Origin of the sequence: Lactiplantibacillus songbeiensis, assembly GCF_005405125.1 — a bacterium.
GTDB lineage: Bacteria > Bacillota > Bacilli > Lactobacillales > Lactobacillaceae > Lactiplantibacillus > Lactiplantibacillus songbeiensis.
This window is the reverse complement of sequence record NZ_BJDL01000008.1, coordinates 63,726-82,128: the sequence shown is the minus strand read 5'-3', so window position 1 is coordinate 82,128 and position 18,403 is coordinate 63,726. Positions and strand designations below refer to the sequence as shown.

Genomic DNA, 18,403 nt, shown 5'->3' with positions numbered 1-18,403 from the left:
AAGGATCATCCCTACATACGTGGGGAATACCGAGTGCTCAGAAATACTTCTACAAACAGTTGTGGATCATCCCTACATACGTGGGGAATACCAGCCAACTTAGGTAATGTCCAAGCCGGAAATAGGATCATCCCTACATACGTGGGGAATACACTAAAAAAAGGCTGTTCTAACGCGGTTCTTAAATTTTCAAAACCCCATTTTCAATTAGTTTGATTGCTAGTTTAAAAGTTGCCTCAGCATCTGACAACGAGTTATGTGGATTTTTATTTTCAATTTTGTACTCATTCAATACAGTTTGTAGTCGATAATTATCCAAAAACTTATCCGACTTCTTCACCATTGGCATCAGATCTAATACCTTGTTAGACAAATCTGATTGATCAATTTTTCTAAAACCATTGGTCAAAAACAACCCATCAAAGTGTGCATTATAACCAACTACCGGCAAATCACCTAAAAACACCCGTAATGCCTGCAACCCATCACTTAAACTAGCCCCTTTTGACACTAGCATTTCAGAAGTGATATGAGTTAACTCAACAATCTTTTTAGGGATTTTTCGATCACTCTGAATTAACTTGTAAAAATGATCTACTTGATTACCCTTCACTCGCTTGACTGCACCGATTGAGATAATTTCATCCTGCGTCGGATCTAAACCAGTAGTTTCAAGATCAATTGCAACTATCGGTGTTTTTTCAGACTGAACCGCTTTATGACCACGCTTTTTCATCATTATCTTTGCTTTATGAAATTTTGCCGCATTGCTAAACCCATGGTCAACCACTCCTGATGAAACATTTAAATGCATCATTAGCGGAATCCCATCGAAATCAGCAACCTCATGATCTTTACGCGTCGTTCGAAACTGATAACCCAACTCATTATTAGTGTTATAGACCATCGTTGCTTCGCCATGACCAATATTTTTCATAATTCTGTCCCATAACGAATCTCGAATACGTGCACTAACATTGCCCACATAAACACCCGTTTGAATTTCCTGATACCACTTCGTCAGATCACCTCGTAATGACTTCGGGACTTTCGTTAAAGTAATCACAATCATTAGCGGCCATCCTCCGGTAATTCTTGATACTGAACCCCAAATTTTTGTAAACCTAAACGATCATCCCATAAACTAACCGTATCAACGTCACTATCTTCATCTGGCATACCCAAAAGTGATTTAAGATCTCGAACCATTCGTACCAGCAACTTACCATCTTTAAAGGCATCTCGCATTGCCAAACGAGTTCGACTTCCAATATCTGGATCATCACTATAAACTGACGCTATCTCAAAAGCAACCGGAATAGAAAACTCCGCTTTATACAGATCAGCAAAATCATAAACAAATGACAAATCATGACCCGTATGCACAAACCCTAACCCAGCCGAAGCTCCTAAAGCTGAAATCACACTATAACTCAAGCCATAAAGCGCTTGATGCGCGGCTGTCAGAGCCTTATTAATCGGTGTGCCAGCATCAAAGTCATCTGGATTATACTCACGTCGCGACCATGGTACCCCTGTTTTTTCTGACTGTTCCAGATAAACTCGGCGAACACGAGCGCCTTCCTTACCACGCAATGCTTGCATGGTTAATTGCGAAACATCATCATTTGGAAACCGCATCTGATACATCCGCCGAGCAACCATGACTCGCGATCGTCGATTTGAAACCAAACTGGCCTGTGCCTCAAGTAATGCTGAAGAGTGATTTAATGATCGACCATACGCATATTGCCGGACTCCTTGTTCCCCAACCCAGACAACGCCTAACCCAGATTCACCAATTAGTTCCATGGCTCGATGCGTCACGTCAACACCTGGTCCAAGCATTAGGACACTAATAATTGCTGCTGGTACATAAACAATGCCACGCTGGTCCGTCACTTGAATTGCACTGTCTTGACGATTCAACTTCGCATGTTCTAAATATAGAAAAGTTACCCGGTCACGCACACGGCCTAATTCATATCGCTCTGGCTTTTTTGCACCAATCTTTCTGCTCATTCGACTAAGCCTCCGGAATAACCGTCATCAATCCCATTCCAAACGCTTTTTCACGACCAAGACCATTAGTCAAAGTATGTTTGAAATCATCAACATCGCTGACTCGTAACAAGCCTTCAAATGTTACACAACTCAATCGAACACCACGACCAACCTTGCGATGTAGCATGGGCCACTCCCGATTGACAATATCAAAGGCTAGCGTCGCCGGTTGCTCTGAATCATTATCTGGGACTTGTTCGATCAATTGAAAACCAGACTTTTCGGCACGATCCACCAACCATTGGCGTTGTTGCGCAACTGTCACATGCGGCATCACGCGACCTTGTTTTTTACCTGGACGTGTCACTGTATGGGTAGGATTGGCAGTTAACCGAAATTGCATCAATTGACCTTCATGGATACCGGCCAAAAACTTAGTGTACGATTTGATGATTGCTGTCCCTGGTACACCATATGTCTCCAACATGCCTAAGTCTGGTTTTGATTCACTCAATACTAATAAATATTTTTTGCCTGCTAGCACATCAATTCGCCATAGATGCCGACTGCGCTGTCCTGTTGATATTTCAGTTGGAAAACTTTGTTCAACCCAATTATGAAAAGCCCCAAGATGCGTTAAATCTTTAGTTTTATAGCGATCGTTAATATCAATTTGAACTCTCGATAAATACATAAACTGTCCCCCTTTCTAGAGCTGATCTATAATATCATGTTGCGTTTCAGGCTCATTAACCTGCACATCAAGCTGGTCGAGACTAACCCTGGTCTTAGTAATAGCTCGAAAACGATAACTACGATGACGTTGATCAAATGAACCGACCTGATCTTTTACCATAGCGCTACCTGCTGCCGGTATTAAATTCGCATCAGCAACAATCTCGATTGATTGACTGCGACAACTCCTTTGATACCAATTTGCTGCCTGCCAAGTTAACTTTTTAAGCACAGCAACTGGTGTTTCTTCTGGAAATTCACGAATATCTAATACACCAGCAGGCGCATTCGAACGTCGGCCTAAAAATAATGGAAAATATGGATGTTTTAAGGCAACCTTGATATGATCAATTAATTGATCATCTTGACTCCCAAGTGCTACCACAAAAACCGCATCTTGAAGATAGTCGCGATACGTAATTTTCCGCGTGTTTTTCTTCCATTCAACCGTTTGATAATCTGTCAGGTTTTTTCCAACTTGATCGATTCTGACCGCAAAAGCCAACTCATTTAGCACTAAAATTCGCTCATCAGTACGTCGATAGCCCAATGCAGCCGCAACCATCCCAATTACTGCACTTTTGGTTGGATAGTCATTAGTGGTACGGCGTTCAAAAGTTGCCTCATTACCATACGACTGTAATGGTGCTGTTAATTTAATCGTTAATGTTTTCATCCTGAACCGCCTTCGTTAAAGCCGCAGTGACTCTCTCTAAAAGTTCAGTGACATTAGCAGCTTGTTCACCAACTTTTGACTCATCCTTACTTAATACTAGATTTAAGATTGGTTTATCGACATATTGCAAGGTGCGTTCATATTCGCCTTCAATCCGCTTAATGGAAGGTCCGACATAACCATTTCTTGATGTGACTGGTTCTTCAAATGCAGACACCAAATTGACCGGGGTATCCGTCCGAATCGTAATCATGACATAGCTTGGCAACGTTTTATTTGCGAAAGTATTCTGCTTACCATCTGGCATGGATAACAAGAAATCTTTAATAAAGGCTGTGGCGCCTTGAATAGCATCCTTTTCATCCAAGTTATGCACTAATTCATTCATATTCAAATTAGCGTAACGATATAATGTCGCCGAGTTAAAATTAATCGTTCCCAACATCGCCGCACCAGTTGCATCTTCTGGCTGTTCATCATCCAAAGCCGTAAAGTAATCATACTCTGGAACTACTTCATGCGTTGAAACGGCATGCGCCACTTGCGCCGAAGCATCGACATTTAATTCCGGATTATCCGCAACCATTCGACCAAACAAGGCTAAATCAACAGATTGATCACCATTTAAAACCTTTTTAACTTCTTTTTTATCCAAAGTTTCATTATCAATGGCATATTGAGCTAACTTCGTAATTTGACCACGACTAATCAGCAATAATGCTCCGGTCTCGTTATCTTTATTCAACTTAATCCCAACAGTTTTAAAGAGTTTACTAGTTTTGTCTAATGCCGCTTCATCATCCAGTGCTGGCTCAAGTTCTTTTAACTTAGCAGTCAACAATTTGGCCGCTTCTTTGGTTCGCGTTCCAACAGAAACGTTATCTTCCTTGAAAGCTAATCGTACTGCTCTTTTCCAACTTTGCGAAGAAACGCGCGCACGTGTTACCCCACCATATAGCGCTGTTTTAGGTGCGCCAGTATCATCACGATTAATATTTGATGATGGCACTGTCTGCAATACACTTAAGTCAACATATAAATTTTGTTTAGTCATTAGTTTTTTACCCCTTCAGTTTTGGTCGTTGCTAGTTGCACCCTAAAATATTGTTGTCCCCAAAGTAAACGAACCTGAGTTGCTTGTTCATAACTGGCCTGCAGCCGATATAAGTCCTGCGCGAGCCAAGCAAAGTCTATTTTTTGGACACCATTGCGCCCCTTCAACAGACTATTCAAATGCGAAAGGCCATTAATCACACTGGCCGCATTGGTCGTTGCTAAAACATTTTGAACACGACTATCCAACGCCTTACGCGTTTCCTCATTTTGACGTAACTTCGCTAACGCTGTGAAAAACTTGATACCATCTGGTTGGTCACCACTGGCCTTACCATAAACAAATTGGTCTTGCCCTTGCTGATAAATCGCATAAAAACGAATTGCCGTATATACCGCTACCTCGCCTCGGGTCGGGACGCCAGTATGGCTCAGCTGATTTTTGTCTAGGTTGGCCATCAAAATTGGCCAGACTGCCTGCGCGCGCTGACTTGTGATTGTCGGCGCATTAATCAGACTACTTAGAGTTGCTTTGTCACGGTTACCATCCCGATCTAATAACTTAATAATTCGATTGACTGTTGCTTCAATTTCATAGGTCATTACTGTTTATCACCCTTTCTCTAAATCAAGATGCTTCCGTAAATTATGCATTAACCGATTCTTAGCAATAAATATGTTTAACGGTCCTTTTTCACCCGAGATTCCTTTAATATCACGTGGTGAAGGCGACTTCATTACATCTGCCACTGCCTCATTCGTAATCTCTTTAAGTTGGTCTTTCCATAAATTGATTTTTGCATCCCGGTCATCTTTACCAGTCAAACCCGCCAGCCACTCCTTGAAGGGCTCATTTAAACGATCATAAAATTTAGCACTCATTGCACTCGCAAACGGTCGTATTTCCAAGTTGCGAATTGTTCCAATATCACTGACAAAGTGATAATAATCTTTACCGACCGCTTGAGTCTGCTCAATGACCCCTTCAATTCGTGTTGGCCAGTAATCCGCGGTTTCTGGATCAAATAAGACATCTGCTTGCAATTGCATATCATCAATTAATTCAGCCGCTGGTGATTGTGAAGTCGCATTACCATCACTAATCAAAGCAACCGAGTTTAAAATCAACGGCGCATTCCGTGCAATTAAATGAGCCTTTTTAAGTTTACGCAACCAAATGACAAGCCCTGGTTCATGAATATCATCAGCCTGCTTGACCTTGACATATTGACCAAAATTGCGCCACATCGCAATTCCTAATGTTTGTAGTGACTTGATTGCCGGTCGATACTCATTGGTTTTCTTATCCCGTCGCCAAGTTGTCATGGGTTCAATCAATGCACTATCCGCAGCAAACATTGGAATCCCAGCACTGAATATTGTGGGTTGCCCATTGTCATGCCACTCAATATGCAAGACCCGTGACCAAGCAGTATACAATTCGGCTAAATTATCCGGTAAAATCTGTTTTTTACGCCTTTCAACATAGTCGTGAACCGTTGCGTATTCCCAAACTGGTTTCTGAAACACGTATTCGGCATCACTTTTCCGCGTGTTAATTAAGACCAGATTTAACATCAATGTTTCGAATAACGATGCTCCTTTGACAAAAACGGGATTAATTCGGTAAAGCCACCCAGCCGGATTAGAAAATTTTTCAGCCGTTACAACTTTAGTTTTATCAGTCACACCAGTAAAGTTTTGATAAGCAATGACCCAGCGAACCAGTTCATCAAGTTGAAGTTCATCTTTAGCTTTCCCTGATTTCGACGCAAAAATTGCCGGTGTGTGCGCACTCTCAGAAACCCGTCGATTAATTTGTTTAACCGAAACTTGACCTTTACCTGCAGCAACCCGCTTGCTTTCAGGCACCAAAGCATCGTAATCTTCAGTCGTCACTTGATAAAAAGGTTGGCCACCAAAGAAATTAAACCGCTCCTGATACTTCTCTAAGTACTGCGTAACAACCTCAGAAAAATGACCGGTTTGATATAAGCTCTTCCAAGTTGCTAGCAAGTCATGTTGACCATCATCATCATACATTTCCTGGTCAACAGTAAGTCCTTTTGTTCCCATCTCTAACCATGGGTAAAGCTTCCCGTTTGCATCAAACCGTGTATAAACTGTTGTTAGAATCGCCAATAACAATCGCAGAACTGCTAAATCTTGACTACGCATTTCACCAGCCAACTGTCGATAACTTTGACTGTTTCTAAATAGCTCTACCAAGGAAACTGTGCGTTCATGATTAGATTGATTTTCAATCACTTTGATCCACGGATTAGTAACCAAATTAAAACTTTTATTGTCCATCATCATCCTCCTTTACATAACTAAGTCCCAACCTCGATGAATATGTGAGCCGCCACCCTTCAAAATTCGTTGAAAGATCCTGATCCAACGGTAAAGCTAAGGCCCCTTTTAACCATACATTACTCTGCCAACCAGCAAAGTAACGACTAGTCAACTTTTCCAAGTCATTGATTGCTTGCTCAATCTTTTGTGGCCCTGGTGTCACAATAAACGGAATCCGGACCAGTTGTTGCGCAATCTCTTGTGGCTGAACTCCTAGTAAATTACGACCATCCAGCAAGAAATTGCCTTCATCAGTATGTCGCACAAGAATAACTTCCAACGTTTCCTGAATATCGCGAACTGCTGCACTCGCTTTTTGTTCATCTTTATCCACACTGCCAAGATCACGACCTAACCAATCATGAATCGTTGCTCCCATTCTAGTATTAGGATCATCGATTTGAAAGACACCAGCTTTACTGGTTTCTTTAGCAATCACATCATCAAATTCAGCTCTTATCGCATCAATACCGTCTATTTCATGGTCAGTTGCAGGATCATAGACTTGTTGTACGAGTGGCGAGATATCGTCCGGCAAAGTGATCGTATTTCCTAAAAAGTGATCCGTTTTCATCAACAAATATTTGCCGTAAACCGCTTCATTTCCAGTACCGTAATCGTTCAGTCCCTGAATGCCCATAATGAAAAGTTGTGGCTGTTGTAGCCCTTTCGGCCGCGCAATTTGATGCCGATGCAAACGACCCGCTCGTTGCAAAATCAAATCCATCGGTGCAATATCTGTATATAACACATCAAAATCAATATCCAGTGATTGTTCCAAGACTTGTGTTCCAATGACGATCATTTTATCAGGGCGCACAACATGCTTACCAATTGCAGCCTGTAAATCAGTTTCCTGAGCAGTTCGATCAGTTGCTAGAAACGCCGAATGTAGCACCATAAGTTTGATTCCAGCTGGAACCAATTTGGCCAACGCCTGCGCACGTTTGACGGTGTTAACGATAATTCCAGCAATACCACCATTACTAATCTTTGCGACAACTGCCGAAATCAACTCATCATCAGGTTCATTCAATCGTTGTACTTGTAACGTCTGCGGTTTCTGGTCACTCAGGCCTGGAAAATCTTTAATTTGTTTAATCTGGTTACCATCCAGAATACTGAGTAAGGGATAGGCCTGCGCATTTTCCCAATTAGCTGGTGCAATTAACTTTTTTTCATAGTATTTACCATACTTGCCCTTTAGATAAGCTCGCAATAATACATTACGTTTATCCTTAGGCAAAGTTGCAGATAAAATAACAATCGGCACATGATAAGTACCCAACCACTCAATTGCTTTGCAAAGGTAAGAATCCATGTAACAGTCATACGCATGGACCTCATCAATAATAACTACCTTGCCACTAAATCCCAAATGTCGTAAGAAAAGGTGTTTCTGTTTCAACCCCATTAATAGAAGATTATCAATTGTCCCTACTGTAAACTTCGTTAAGATTGTTTTCTTACCAGAAAACCAGGCATTTAGTACCACCGAACCAGTTTTATCTTCGTCCGCATATACATTGACAGCATTCGGTAACGCTAAGTACTTTCGATTAAACAGCTTCTTCCCATGCATCAGATTAATCTGAAAATTTTCGTCTTGAGATTTAGCTAAAATCTCCACCCAATCCTCAACCCGATCGAACATTGCATTGGTCGTTGCTTGTGTTGGTAATCCCATAAAAACACCATCTCGGCCAGTCGCGTAAGCCAGTTGTTCAGCCGCAATTAACGCAGTTTCGGTCTTACCTAGTCCCATTGGTGCTTCCACAATTGCCATGCCAGGATCTGTAGTTGCTCCGATTGCTTGCGTCATTTTCTTTTGCACCGGCCGTGCACTGAAGCCCCATCGGTCTTTGTAAGGATCATCTGAACTAACTTTTTGTGGCTCCCATTTTCCGCCCAAGTCCCAAGCTCGCATTGCGTGGCGAAAACGCTCATCCATATTAATACTTTGCCAAGATTGATCAATCTCAATCAGTGGGAACAGTGGCACACTTTGATCTTGATTTAGATACTCACTAGATGATAGCCAATCGGCCATAATAAGTAATCCTTCTAAAATAACAGCTTGTGGCTGCTTGATTTCAGGTACATCACCAACAACCTGATACCCCGAGCTGACAAGGCCATAATTAAATAATTCTTTTTGGACCTGTCGCCATGGTGCCTGGAGCGACGAATTATTATCACTTTGAACATAATTTGCCGTATAGACCTCTAACTGATCATCCGGACTTTCGCTTTCCGGTTTACCATGATGACCGCCGATAATTGCACCAATTGACTCTGGAATTTCAAAATTCTCAACAATAGCTTCTCCAGCCAGAGCATGTGGCGATTTGTTTGCCGAAGCTAAGCGTAACTCATCAAAATCAAGGAATCCGCCTCGTGATAACTGTGACTTCAGTTGTTCATCTAGCGAATCATCACGATCATACGATGGTTTCGCTTGGAACGCGGGGGTCGCTTTACCAATATCATGAATAAAACCCACAAATTTCACTAATTTTTGGGCTTCCTCTTCTGATAAACTTCCTTGCAGTATTTGCCGCTGACCATCACATAACCACTGATTGAAGAGCCAGTTAATCGTCTTTTGAGCATCCGTCAAATGCACAATTAATGGTAACCAATATTGTCGGCCTTCTTCTGATCGTTTCTTTGCCCACAAAACAGTTGCTTGTTTAGATAACTTTATATCCATAAGTATTTTTCTCTCCCTTCGTAATATAAATGTTTGCTATGTTCAGTTTTGCTGGATTAGTAATTCTCAGTTAACATGAAGATATGCCATTACTATTTTAAATACGAAATTGTTCCAAAAAAATTTTTCTGATTTTTAAAAATATTGCATCTATAAATAGTCTGACACCTTTTGTGAGCGCCTACATTTTATGGCGAACCAGTTAATCTCCTGAGATGTCATTTTTACCATCGCCGTCATATTTTCATAGCACATTTAATCTCATTCTTCATTAACCACTGCTCACAAGTCTATATCACCAATTCTTGTTATGCTTAGTAAACAGATTGCGATATCTGTATAATTCTATTACTTGAAAAACCACTTTAAGTTTCGTTATCAAATTTACCATTCACAACGAAGGGACTTTAATAGATGACATCAAAGAATCGCCCCATATCATGTAGAAAATGCATAGTAACATTTGGCCAATCACCACTTTAGCTAAAGGGATTGCTTCTAAATAATCACTGAAAAAACATTATAGCGATTCTACAATAAAAACTTACAATTATATTATATCAATGTAAGCTAAAGTATTAACGATTATTTTAAAATCATCTAAATTATCCAGTGTTGAACGATTCTGAATAGAAGCTCTCACAGCTATCTGAGCTTTTCGAGAATGTGTTTCTTCGAGGTAGAACTGTTCAGATATCTTAAAATCATCCCTACGTATGTGGGGAATACGACCCTGATAAGATAGTCACGGTCAGTGAGCCGGGATCATCCCTACGTATGTGGGGAATACGCTGCATTTGCGACAGCTTCCGGGTTAAGCATAGGATCATCCCTACGTATGTGGGGAATACATTAATTCAGCAACGATTGGCAAATATTGATTAGGATCATCCCTACGTATGTGGGGAATACATGTTTTTGGTTCGGTCGTGCAGTAATTTGAAGGGATCATCCCTACGTATGTGGGGAATACCTGGTAACGTGATTAAAACGGCCTTAGCTCTAAGGATCATCCCTACGTATGTGGGGAATACCGGTAATGATCGGTTTAGTAGGGACGCTGGAGAGGATCATCCCTACGTATGTGGGGAATACTAATGTCGCGATCATCAAAATTAAAGACATGCGGGATCATCCCTACGTATGTGGGGAATACCTTTATCTTGATCTGGTATAAACCAACGATAGAGGATCATCCCTACGTATGTGGGGAATACTTGAGGGATCACAAGGCGTTTTCCGTATGGACGGGATCATCCCTACGTATGTGGGGAATACTACCTGAATAACGTCCCAAACATGCTTATGACGGGATCATCCCTACGTATGTGGGGAATACATAGGAATCTTTCCATCCTCATAAAACTTCATAGGATCATCCCTACGTATGTGGGGAATACATTGCGGCAGCTAAGGGTATTGATGTGAGCAAGGGATCATCCCTACGTATGTGGGGAATACACAAAAACTGGTTTAACACCACCCGACCGGCTAGGATCATCCCTACGTATGTGGGGAATACCTATGAGTTCGCTCGGCCTCATTTTTGACCTTAGGATCATCCCTACGTATGTGGGGAATACCCAATAATTCTTTTCTGATGATAGCAAGGCATTAGGATCATCCCTACGTATGTGGGGAATACTCTTTGTTAAATTTATCATCTAAAACGGCAGCAGGATCATCCCTACGTATGTGGGGAATACTGGGATACTTCCCTGCAGATATGCCAGAAGCTAGGATCATCCCTACGTATGTGGGGAATACGTCTACTTCATTCTTGATGACGAATACGTCCGGGGATCATCCCTACGTATGTGGGGAATACACTAAAGATTCGCTGATATAACGGCATTTTCATTTTCCAATACCAACAATTTACATTAGTTTGCATCCTGACCTTCAGACTATATTTTATAGCATATAACAGTAATCAGTCTTTAACAATAAACAAATCTAATAGCACACCAGATTTTCGTACATAACATTGATAAAAATATCCAGGCTTTAATTTCATACTCACATTATGCGTATCAAAACATATTGATTTTAAATCAAAAATCACGATTAAATTCTAATTGTAGATAGAATCTGACCGTGATTACTTCATGAATAGATTGGAAATATCCTTAAAATTTAAGTTTCGTTTTATTCTTACTATTTGCCAATAGCTAAGTCCCTTACTAATTACTCTTGTGACCTCGTACCTAACAATTGCGCACACTGCCAAGTACGCTCCTTAGTTGCTGATTGCAGTTGTGCTGTTCCCGCCAGTAATGCTTCCAAAGCAAAATCGGATGCAATCAACGCATGACGTTTCACATGCGGCGTAACTGCTGCCTGATGTAACATTCGATAAAATAATCGATGAGGTTCATCCGACGCCTCACGACTATATTTCATCGGAATTCCAGCATAAGCACGTGCTTCTTTGAAGGTGATCTCACCAGCTAGCCAACGTTCATTAATGGCAATCGTCTCCTGCAGTACCGAGTCATCCGAGAATCCTAAATCTGCGGCAACATGCTGACACAGCGCGATGACATAGATTGCCATTTGTCGATGCGACGATCGTTCACTAGTTTCAATTAATCTTGCACGCAAAACCACATCATCATTTTCCGGGTTAGGTGCCCGTACATCTCCCATATAACTACCGATTTTCAGCTGCCTATGACCATCATTCAATTCATGTTGAATATGCAAAAGACGAGCTTGTTGATCTTCAAAACTTCTAGCTTTATTAAGCTACTGTTGATATCGTGTCTGACTACTCGGCACTAGCGACATATAAAATTTACTTAACTCCGGCTCGTTCACTAATAGTCGTAACAGGTCTTCCATGCTATACCGCCTTTCTTCAATCCAAGAGCACCAACTCTTTGCGACTAAATATCTATTTGTGATACGGAGATTCGTATCATACCTAGGCACTATCTTTAAAACTTACCTTTTACCCTGACATCCCCAGCATCTATCCTTTATTTTATAACTTTAGGATTCTTCGTATTCAGTAAGGTACTCTCTCAAATATTTTAATGGAAATGGAATAACAGTACTTTGACCATTGCGAACAAAATTAACTTGCATCATGCGTTGAAAATCAGCAAAATGTAGTTTCACTTGTTCGTCATCTCTCATATCTGAATCACCAATGACATCAATTCGTTTTAGCCTAATAGCTTTTCGATAATTCTTTTTCAATGGTAAATTTGTCGCAACAAAATAATGTGGTAACCCATTTATAGATAACAATCCACTTCCCTTAAATCCATTCCAATATTCTTGATTATTCTTACTTCTTAGGCTTGGATTCAACCAAAATCCAAGCTTTGAGTGAACGCTTTTATTGAATTCAGATAGAATTTTCATCTTCCAATTCATACGTGCTGACTTTATCTCTATAAGCAATTGTGCTACTGATAATTTTTCGTCAGCTATGTTTTCTAAGAGAAAGATTAATTTAGATTGGTCATCTGTATATTTTTTATCTAATCTCAATTTAACTGCAGTCTCTAAAAGTTGCGTTCTTGAAACTAGACGCCTAGGATTAGCTAACACTAATTGTTTATGAATATCTTTCACTGCAGGTAACGTCATTAACGATGTATTGCATACAACATATAACGTTTGATTTAACCGCACAACTCCCAATACTTGGTAATACTTATTTCTATACTGCTGTATAATAGTGGCGCCAACCTGCTGAAGTTCATCTAGACTCTCTGAATTAGAATTCAAAAAGGACAAGTGACTCGTTTTGAATTCCATACCACCATTTATGTCAATCTTAAGGCAGCCTATTGTAACTTTCCATTCACTTTTTGCTTTCTTTTTGGAGGTATCCCAATTTAGATAATAAAATGAATATGGTGTTAAATATTCTAGTTCATCCTTAGGCACCATCCGAAGTGTTCTCAACGCTATATCTTGTTTTATAACTAATTCTTGTAATATCTTGATCATGGCCTTATCTTTCTGCAAAAAATCTACCTGCAGATCTGACAATGTTTGCTCTTCGTTTTTTCCAAAATTTTCGACAGTAATATGTTGAATGACGCTCATCCCCTGATTTTTTTGATAACCATCCACCTTATCAGGACTATCTCGTACATCACGCACAACTTGAATATTTAAACCTAGTTGCTTTTTCTCTGAATAACGCGCTGCTATATTTATTCTACTCATGTTTATTGCATTCGTTATTTTCTTTGCTAAATGTTGTGAAACCAGATCTTTATCGGCATAAACAAAGATTGTTTTTCCACTTATTATCTCATCTGTCAAGTCTTTATTCTGTTCTTTTCTAGTTTTTGTATAATGAGTTAAGGGATATGGGCGCAAAGATGGCATACTTTTGAAACAATCTTCAAACCGACTAGTCCTTAACCAACTCATTAATTCATAAATCACTCCAACCTTAGTGTCAAAAAAAGCATTTTCTTCTGTAATAGATAAAAAGTCCACAAATTGCCGCTTACCACGATTAACCTGCACTAAGCCACGCTCTTCACCCCGGTCTGAAGGGTAAATACATTCAGTAGCTTTTTCAACTTGGAACGACCACTTATCATCCGAAGTTACCTTTTTCTCAGTATACGTCCGTCCAACTAACTTAAGTACACTATTTTTCGTTAGCTCAACTTCAAGAGTTCGCTGCTTATTTTGTTTCCTCCAATTAGGTAGGGCAACAATCAAGCGGCTAAAAGGATGAGGATTAGCAAACACACCATGCTGAACAAAACATTGCCTTTGCTGTAACAACATAAATACTATAGTCTTGTCAGAGATTCCATAATCATCTAATTCTGAAAACGATATCTTTTTTTGTTTCCCGTTTGGAATATTCGGTAGACTTCCAGTTTGTTCATCCGTCATGACCAGATAATTACCTCTTTTTCGGTCTTTCCATTTCCAATCGAGATGGAAAGGATCCACAAAACTTCGAATTGCTAAGACTGGATGCTTTTTGAATAAACTGGGCAATTTTTGGGGCTCGTCAGTGTGTAACCACACTAAATTAAATCTTGCAGTCAAACCAACTAAGTCTAATTCAAAGTCAAGAAGGTTGGTATAAATAAAGTGATTATCAGTCATTGACAAACTCCCCCAATTGTTTTCGTTCCGACAAAGATAATGCTAATTTTCCAGTACAATCGATCAACCCCGGAACTTCTAAGATTTTTCCATGATTACTACTGCGTTGAACATAGGTATCAGGTACTTCACTATTAACCAAATTTACAAAAAGAACCTTCCAATCCCAATTATTTGTCTTTTGACAAATCTGTCCCAATTTATTTGCAACATTTTTTCTCTCGTTTTCCAGAGACTCACTATGCACCTGATGCCAGTTTTTAAAGTCGACTAGTGTATGCGTCCCAATAATATAACCATCGAATAATTCATTTAAATCTCCTGCCAATCTTTCCACTTCAATGGACCAAATATCTTTTAAAATAAACTGCCCTGCTTTTTCACCAAGGATACCCAAGTAACTGTCAAAGTGAATTGGATTCATAATATAGTCACGTTTTTTCCATTCCGTTGCCCAATGATTTGCAATAAAATATTCCCACATTTTAGGATAAGCCAATATCGAGGGCAAGTTAGCTGCGTCAGCAGAAATTTTAACATTTGCCTGCTTTTCAAATGAAAATTCATTTCCTCTACGAAAAACTTTATAACTCTTTTCTGGTATTGGTAAAAATTCATATCCCGCCTTTAGTTCAAACTTTCTATATTGCCGCTGATACAGTGTTGGATTTACTAGTAGATCCTCACGCAGCTTCTGGTAGCGATGGGCTTGTTTTGGATCTTTTTGTAAATGTGCCACCCACCCCTCTACTACAGTTTTATATGTTTTTTTGATTAATTCGTTCCAGCCTCGATATCTAATCGTCAATGGCGTACTTTCTTGATATACTTTCTTTTGGCGTCGATACATTTGAATCGCCTTTGCCCCCACATCTAATTGGTAATCTTTTAATCCATAAACATTAAATTTATCCATTACCTTTGTATCCACAACAATCTGTAACGTAGGTAATTTGTTAAAAGTACGATCCATTCGCCCTAGTGCTTGCAGTATAGTTCGTGTGTATGCCCATGCATAACTCATAGTGGTTTGAAATTGTTTCTCTGGTATCCTTCGATTTAACCTTTGAAGGTACAAAGTAAGCTTAGCTACCGAAATCTCTCCATTATCAACTAATGCACTTAATTGTAATAAATAGTGAATTGTTTGTGGCGTCATTTCATGTATTGCATCTACATTCTCAAAAATCTGAGTAACATTTCCTAAATAAACACCTGCCAAATCGACTTTAAATTGTCGCTGATCTTTCGATGATACGTTTTTTGATGCAATACTTATTACTAATGGCTTTTCAAAATCGCTTAACCGATGATTTAAGTTCTGTCCTACACCGATAGAATTGTATGCACTCAAAAGATATACTCGTGTTCTATATTTCTCTGGCAATGCTAACGCGTCAGCCAATTGTTGCTCAATCGAAAAACCTACTTGAAAACTATTTTTAGAAATCACTCGTAACTGCGGTTTCTTATCCGACATTATACCTAACAAGTCTTCTATCCCGTCAAAAACAGACTGAATGAACTCTAATCGCATCGGATTACCACCAATTTTTGTGCTTTTTCTTGGCAGTGGCGTTTGTAATCCCAAAAATGAAGTTAAATTTTTGTTACACAAAAAAACAATAAAACTATCAAATAGTTTTAAATACCTTTGTTCTACAAAATCCCTATCCTTTGCATTTGGTTGGGCTCTGATTTCTTGAGAAAATTCTTGGGTTAACAATTCTACCTTCTGTTTATCTAACTCTTTATATTGGTGTTCTGATAAACGTTTTCTTAGAATCAATTGAATCCCGGGAATGCCATCTAAACCCATAGACTGTCCTTCCGTCTCCGTTATAACAACTCGCACACCCTTCTCTTGACACCTTTTTCCAACGTCCAAACTTTTTAAAGTCTCTTCTGGTAAATAATCACGACCATCTAATAGCCTTATCCCTAACTGTTCTCGTAAATAATTAAAATCAAAATTACCAATCACAGTTTCAAGATTTACTGTTGCCGACATTCCCAACACTAAATTTTTTCGACATAGTTTCAGCAAAAATTTTTCTGCCGTCTTCTGAATTAAAACAGCATCAATCCTCGTTGAAAGATTATGCTTTGGATTATCTGTCATTGAAAAAAATTGAGCTCCGAATTTTTGTAAATATCGATTACTGATAACATCGCCTTGATCTTGCACTAACATTTTACTTTGAAATTGTTGGCTTTCCCAAACAGAGATCAGCGCTTGAAACTCCGAACTTGATTCATCCAAGCCAAAAAAATCTGTATAAATCGTAGTCATTGCATCCATAATAGTTAAATCGTTAACTATAGAAGAATGTCGACTATTTTCTTGTTGCATGTACCGTACTGCCCAAACACCAACATCGGCCACAAAATAGTTAATAAAGGATGTTACTTGCCGCAACATCGCGTAAAAGTTTAAGGAATCTTGTTTTCTTGACAAGTTTTTTTGAGAAAGACTCACCTGTGGCACTTTCAAGTCGACTACACTCTGCCAAGGAGTATTTGCTTTAGTAACCGTAATATCGGCTAAACGAAAAATAAAATTATCCTGAGCATTATCATCAATATTTTTGTAGTTAAATGTTAAATGAAATTTATCGCTAAGCTGATTGGACTGCTTTTTTAATTTAGAATACCTATCCTGTTCTTGGAAAATCTTCATCAGTGCAATTGATCTATTATCTTGTGGCCTGTTCAACTCTTCATGAATATGTTTGAACAGTTCTAGGAAATGTACTTTCAGGCGGCAGGCATCCTCAATGATATTCTGCGTAATAGTCGGTTTCATACTATCGATTTCGTCCAAAACAATTAGCACATTTTTCAAAACCTTTTCATTGCAAACTCGTTTTGTCCTTGTTGAAAAGAATGGCCTGTAACTTCGAATTGCTTTTGCATTTGATGTAATAATTAATTGTGCATTCTCAATATTTATAGACGGAAAGTAATGTCTGAGCCAAACAGATATTTTTGTATCTTTTGACAACACATATTTTTTAAGTAGTTGTAATTTATATGGGTTCAGAGGACTATCAATATTTAAATCTTTAGCCAACTTTTTCCAAATTGCTTGTCTAAACTTAAATTCAGCAGTAGACAACGCTCCATAACCCTTATAATCTTTATCATCAATTTTGTGAATAACATTATATAGTTCATATTTGCGTTTGACTTCTGATTTTGCTGCAGTAATCTCTTGGCTATCTAAACCACTTGGTAAATCTGTCGAAATCCATCGCTCAACGCTATCAATTAGTGACCGCAATACCACAACGTGCTTGTCTAGATATTTTTGCCGTTCTGCCTTTTCCTTGAATTTAGAATGTTGCTTCACATAATTTGCTATTACCTCGTCATAAAAAGCATCGGGCCACAGATTCTTCTTTTGATCTGTAATAAAAATAAGTCGAAAACTTGGATCATCGACAAGATGTTTTCCCGCAAAATGTACTAATCCTCTGGTTTTTCCACTTCCAGTAGGTGTCCCCAACGTCATTAAACACCCGTTATCTTTGCTTTCACAATCCCGCTGAACCTGTTTCATTTTTACATACAATTTATCCAAATCTGATACTTCCACTTTTTTGACAACTCTTCTCAATAATTTAATATTGCTGGCTAAGAACGTGCGTTCTATAGTGCCATATGATTACGTTCATTTAAACCAACTATTTCGTTAAAAACGTCAATCCTAATACAAAACGTATTACGTCTTAGTTTCTTCTTTTAAGAGGATAAAAATCTGATCACTT

Annotated in this window: 11 protein-coding genes and 2 CRISPR repeat arrays (1 of these 13 running past the window's edge); all 11 genes read right to left on the bottom strand. The window is 39.2% G+C overall.

Annotated elements, in window-relative coordinates; genetic code table 11:
* Positions 1-152: a CRISPR direct-repeat array (repeat unit 28 nt; unit sequence GGATCATCCCTACATACGTGGGGAATAC); it reaches 2,868 nt to the left of the window's first position.
* 29 nt (positions 153-181) lie between these two features.
* The 11 genes from cas2e to FFM77_RS03045 all read right to left on the bottom strand — a co-directional run bounded on the left by cas2e (position 182) and on the right by FFM77_RS03045 (position 18,231).
* Complete coding sequence (gene cas2e / locus FFM77_RS03095) at positions 182-1,072, bottom strand: type I-E CRISPR-associated endoribonuclease Cas2e (RefSeq protein WP_137634281.1); 891 nt, start codon at positions 1,070-1,072, stop codon at positions 182-184.
* Positions 1,072-2,022, bottom strand: coding sequence for a type I-E CRISPR-associated endonuclease Cas1e (gene cas1e / locus FFM77_RS03090; protein ID WP_137634280.1), 951 nt, complete (start codon positions 2,020-2,022; stop codon positions 1,072-1,074). Before cas1e ends, cas2e begins: the two co-directional genes overlap by 1 nt.
* A gap of 4 nt (positions 2,023-2,026) precedes the next feature.
* A complete protein-coding gene (gene cas6e / locus FFM77_RS03085; RefSeq protein WP_137634279.1) occupies positions 2,027-2,698 on the bottom strand; it encodes a type I-E CRISPR-associated protein Cas6/Cse3/CasE in 672 nt (223 codons plus the stop codon).
* A gap of 15 nt (positions 2,699-2,713) precedes the next feature.
* On the bottom strand, positions 2,714-3,415 hold the full coding sequence (gene cas5e / locus FFM77_RS03080; RefSeq protein WP_137634278.1) for a type I-E CRISPR-associated protein Cas5/CasD: 702 nt from the start codon (positions 3,413-3,415) through the stop codon (positions 2,714-2,716).
* Positions 3,396-4,469, bottom strand: a complete 1,074-nt coding sequence (cas7e, locus tag FFM77_RS03075; protein WP_137634277.1) for a type I-E CRISPR-associated protein Cas7/Cse4/CasC — start codon at positions 4,467-4,469, stop codon at positions 3,396-3,398. The genes cas5e and cas7e overlap by 20 nt, the downstream gene beginning before the upstream one ends.
* Positions 4,469-5,071, bottom strand: a complete 603-nt coding sequence (casB, locus tag FFM77_RS03070) for a type I-E CRISPR-associated protein Cse2/CasB (protein WP_137634276.1) — start codon at positions 5,069-5,071, stop codon at positions 4,469-4,471. The genes cas7e and casB overlap by 1 nt, the downstream gene beginning before the upstream one ends.
* A gap of 9 nt (positions 5,072-5,080) precedes the next feature.
* Entirely contained in the window at positions 5,081-6,781 is a 1,701-nt protein-coding gene (locus tag FFM77_RS03065) for a type I-E CRISPR-associated protein Cse1/CasA (RefSeq protein WP_137634275.1), read from the bottom strand.
* Positions 6,771-9,536, bottom strand: a complete 2,766-nt coding sequence (gene cas3 / locus FFM77_RS03060; protein ID WP_137634274.1) for a CRISPR-associated helicase Cas3' — start codon at positions 9,534-9,536, stop codon at positions 6,771-6,773. The genes FFM77_RS03065 and cas3 overlap by 11 nt, the downstream gene beginning before the upstream one ends.
* A 701-nt stretch (positions 9,537-10,237) precedes the next feature.
* Positions 10,238-11,364: a CRISPR direct-repeat array (repeat unit 28 nt; unit sequence GGATCATCCCTACGTATGTGGGGAATAC).
* Between the two features lie 359 nt (positions 11,365-11,723).
* On the bottom strand, positions 11,724-12,140 hold the full coding sequence (locus FFM77_RS03055; protein WP_137634273.1) for a putative immunity protein: 417 nt from the start codon (positions 12,138-12,140) through the stop codon (positions 11,724-11,726).
* 390 nt (positions 12,141-12,530) lie between these two features.
* Positions 12,531-14,633: a hypothetical protein gene (locus tag FFM77_RS03050; RefSeq protein WP_137634272.1), complete on the bottom strand. Its 2,103-nt coding sequence runs from the start codon at positions 14,631-14,633 to the stop codon at positions 12,531-12,533.
* Positions 14,626-18,231, bottom strand: a complete 3,606-nt coding sequence (locus FFM77_RS03045; RefSeq protein ID WP_137634271.1) for a hypothetical protein — start codon at positions 18,229-18,231, stop codon at positions 14,626-14,628. The genes FFM77_RS03050 and FFM77_RS03045 overlap by 8 nt, the downstream gene beginning before the upstream one ends.
* Positions 18,232-18,403 lie beyond the last annotated feature (172 nt).

Bases quoted from the DNA above. Each gene is read 5' to 3' on its own strand.
- cas2e (WP_137634281.1), bottom strand. From the start codon at position 1,072: ATGATTGTGATTACTTTAACGAAAGTCCCGAAGTCATTACGAGGTGAT.
- cas1e (WP_137634280.1), bottom strand. From the start codon at position 2,022: ATGAGCAGAAAGATTGGTGCAAAAAAGCCAGAGCGATATGAATTAGGC.
- cas6e (WP_137634279.1), bottom strand. From the start codon at position 2,698: ATGTATTTATCGAGAGTTCAAATTGATATTAACGATCGCTATAAAACT.
- cas5e (WP_137634278.1), bottom strand. From the start codon at position 3,415: ATGAAAACATTAACGATTAAATTAACAGCACCATTACAGTCGTATGGT.
- cas7e (WP_137634277.1), bottom strand. From the start codon at position 4,469: ATGACTAAACAAAATTTATATGTTGACTTAAGTGTATTGCAGACAGTG.
- casB (WP_137634276.1), bottom strand. From the start codon at position 5,071: ATGACCTATGAAATTGAAGCAACAGTCAATCGAATTATTAAGTTATTA.
- FFM77_RS03065 (WP_137634275.1), bottom strand. From the start codon at position 6,781: ATGGACAATAAAAGTTTTAATTTGGTTACTAATCCGTGGATCAAAGTG.
- cas3 (WP_137634274.1), bottom strand. From the start codon at position 9,536: ATGGATATAAAGTTATCTAAACAAGCAACTGTTTTGTGGGCAAAGAAA.
- FFM77_RS03050 (WP_137634272.1), bottom strand. From the start codon at position 14,633: ATGACTGATAATCACTTTATTTATACCAACCTTCTTGACTTTGAATTA.